Source organism: Streptomyces capoamus, assembly GCF_014654935.1.
In the GTDB taxonomy this organism is placed as follows: domain Bacteria; phylum Actinomycetota; class Actinomycetes; order Streptomycetales; family Streptomycetaceae; genus Streptomyces; species Streptomyces capoamus.
The window spans coordinates 6,767-10,129 of the sequence record NZ_BNBF01000013.1 but is presented as its reverse complement, the minus strand read 5'-3'; the positions used below and the strand labels follow the sequence as shown (position 1 = coordinate 10,129).

Here is a 3,363-nt window from a genome sequence, read left to right as displayed (position 1 = left end):
TGCCGGTCATCGTAGCCGCACCCCGCCCGTCGACACACCCTGTCACCGCGATGTCACTGTGCACGTACCGGAAACGCGGCCCGTCCCCGCACAGTTCCCGGAATACGGGATTCCGTGCGTCTCCGGCCTCCATCATGCAGCAACTCCCGGCACCCGCCGGAAGTTCCCCCGGCACGTGCCGGGTGCCCGCCCGCGGGGCCGGTCACGCTCACTGGGCCCTCATCCACTGGCGCATCACCGACAGCAGGTGGTCGGGATCGACCGGCTTGGTGACGTAGTCGGAGGCGCCCGACTCGATCGCCTTCTCCCGGTCGCCCTTCATCGCCTTCGCCGTCAGCGCGATGATCGGCAGGCCCGCGAACTGCGGCATCCTGCGGATCGCGGTGGTCGTCGCGTACCCGTCCATCTCGGGCATCATGATGTCCATCAGGACGACCGCCACGTCGTCGTGCTGCTCCAGCACCTCGATGCCCTCACGGCCGTTCTCGGCGTACAGCACCGACAGGCCGTGCTGTTCCAGCACGCTGGTGAGCGCGAACACGTTGCGGATGTCGTCGTCCACGATCAGCACCTTCTCGCCGCCGAAGCGCACCGCGCGGCCCTGCTGCGGCGCGTGCTCCTGCTCCGGGACGGCCGTCCACTGCTCGGGCCGCGGCGCCTCCTGCGGCAGGCTCCGCCGCCGGCGCCGGAAGAGCGCGGCCGGGCCGTTCTGCGTCTCCCGGTACGACTTCACCTCGGCCGGCGTCTCGATCTCCGCCGCGGACAGCTCCGACGCCAGCCGCGCCTCGGCGGCGGCGACCAGGTCACCCGCCTCCAGCGCGGGCACGGACTGCTGGTAGCCCTGCGGCGGCAGCTCGCTCGGGTGCAGCGGCAGGTACAGCGTGAACGTCGAGCCGCGGCCCGGTTCGCTCTGCGCGTGGATCTCGCCGCCGAGCAGCTGCGCGATCTCCCGCGAGATCGACAGCCCCAGTCCGGTGCCGCCGTACTTGCGGCTCGTGGTGCCGTCCGCCTGCTTGAACGCCTCGAAGATCACCCGCATCTTGCTGGCCGCGATGCCGATACCGGTGTCCGTCACCGAGAACGCGATCAGCGGCCCGTCCGGATCCGTCAGCGAACCGGCCTCCAGCAGCTGCTCGCGGATGCCCGCCGGAACGTCCGCGGCCGCCGGCCGGATCACCAGCTCCACCGATCCGGAGTCGGTGAACTTCACCGCGTTGGACAGCAGGTTGCGCAGCACCTGCAGCAGCCGCTGCTCGTCGGTGTGCAGGGTGGCCGGCAGCTCCGGGGACACCCGCACGGACAGGTCCAGGCCCTTCTCCGCGGTCAGCGGCCGGAACGTGGCCTCGACGTAGTCCACGAGCTGGACCAGCGCGATACGCGTCGGCGAGACGTCCATCTTGCCCGCCTCGACCTTCGACAGGTCCAGAATGTCGTTGATCAGCTGGAGCAGGTCGGAGCCGGCGCCGTGGATGGTCTCGGCGAACTCCACCTGCTTCGGCGAGAGGTTGCCCTCGGCGTTGTCCGCGAGCAGCTTCGCCAGGATGAGCAGCGAGTTGAGCGGGGTGCGCAGCTCGTGCGACATGTTGGCGAGGAACTCGCTCTTGTAGCGCATCGAGACCGCGAGCTGCTCGGCACGCTCCTCCAGGACCTGCCGGGCCTCCTCGATCTCGGTGTTCTTCACCTCGATGTCCCGGTTCTGCCGGGCCAGCAGCTCGGCCTTCTCCTCCAGTTCCGCGTTGGAGGCCTGCAGCGCCTTCTGCCGGTTCTCCAGCTCGGCCGACCGCTCCCGCAGCTGCTCGGTCAGCTCCTGCGACTGCTTGAGCAGCTGCTCGGTCTTGGTGTTCACCGAGATGGTGTTGACGCTGGTCGCGATCATCTCGGCGATCTGGTTGAGGAAGTCCTTCTGGATGTGCGTGAACGGCGTGAAGGACGCCAGCTCGATCACGCCGAGCACGTTGCCCTCGAACAGCACCGGCAGCACGATCACCTGCGCGGGCGGCGCCTCGCCGAGCCCCGAGGAGATCTTCAGGTAGCCGCTGGGCGCCCGGTCCACCAGGATCGTGCGCTTCTCCTGGGCGGCCGTGCCGATCAGCGCCTCACCGGGCCGGAACGACGTCGGCATGGAGCCCATCGAGTAGCCGTACGAACCCAGCATCCGCAGCTCGTAGTCGTCCTCGCCGTTGCCGACGTCCTTGCCCTCCATCAGCGGCATCGCCAGGAAGAACGCCCCGTGCTGCGCGGACACCACCGGCGTCAGCTCGCTCATGATCAGCGAGGCCACGTCCTCTAGGTCCCGGCGGCCCTGCATCAGGGCCGAGATACGGGCCAGGTTGCCCTTGAGCCAGTCCTGCTCCTTGTTGGCGATCGTGGTGTCGCGCAGGTTGGCGATCATCTTGTTGATGTAGTCCTGCAGTTCCTGGATCTCGCCGGACGCGTCCACGTCGATCTTCAGGTTCAGGTCGCCGCGGGTCACCGCGGTCGCCACGCGCGCGATGGCCCGCACCTGACGGGTCAGGTTCCCGGCCATCTCGTTCACCGACTCGGTCAGGTCGCGCCAGGTCCCGTCGACGTCCCGCACCCGTGCCTGCCCGCCCAGCTGGCCCTCCGTACCCACCTCGCGGGCCACGCGTGTGACCTCCTCGGCGAAGCTGGACAGCTGATCGACCATGGTGTTGATCGTCGTCTTCAGTTCGAGGATTTCACCGCGGGCGTCAATGTCGATCTTCTTGGTCAAGTCGCCCTTGGCGATGGCCGTGGTCACCATGGCGATGTTGCGCACCTGACCGGTCAGGTTGGACGCCATCTGGTTCACCGACTCGGTGAGGTCCTTCCAGGTGCCGGCCACACCGGGCACGTGCGCCTGACCACCCAGGATGCCGTCCGTGCCCACCTCGCGCGCCACCTTGGTCACCTGGTCGGCGAACGAACTCAGCGTCTTGACCATGGTGTTGATGGTGTCGGCGAGCTGCGCCACCTCACCGCGCGCCTCGATCGTCACCTGCCGCGTCAGGTCACCGTTGGCGACCGCGGCGGCCACCTGCGAGATGTTCCGCACCTGCATGGTCAGGTTGTTGGCCATCAGGTTGACGTTGTTGCTCAGGTCCTTCCAGATGCCGGTCACACCCGGTACGTGCGCCTGACCGCCCAGGATGCCCTCGGTGCCCACCTCACGGGCCACCCGGGTCACCTGCTCGGCGAAGCTCGACAGCTGGTCGACCATGGTGTTGACCGTGGTGACCAGCTCCAGGATCTCGCCCTTCGCGTCAACGGTGATCTTCTTCGACAGGTCGCCCTTGGCGACCGCCGTCGTCACCTCGGCGATGTTGCGCACCTGGATGGTCAGGTTGTTCGCCATGAAGTTCA

Annotated in this window: 1 protein-coding gene; it reads right to left on the bottom strand. The window is 68.0% G+C overall.

Annotated elements, in window-relative coordinates; translation table 11 throughout:
• Nucleotides 1-208: 208 nt before the first annotated feature.
• Nucleotides 209-3,363, bottom strand: a 3,155-nt coding sequence (locus tag IE312_RS41070) for a HAMP domain-containing protein (RefSeq protein ID WP_229900224.1), incomplete at its 5' end; no start/stop codon positions are given.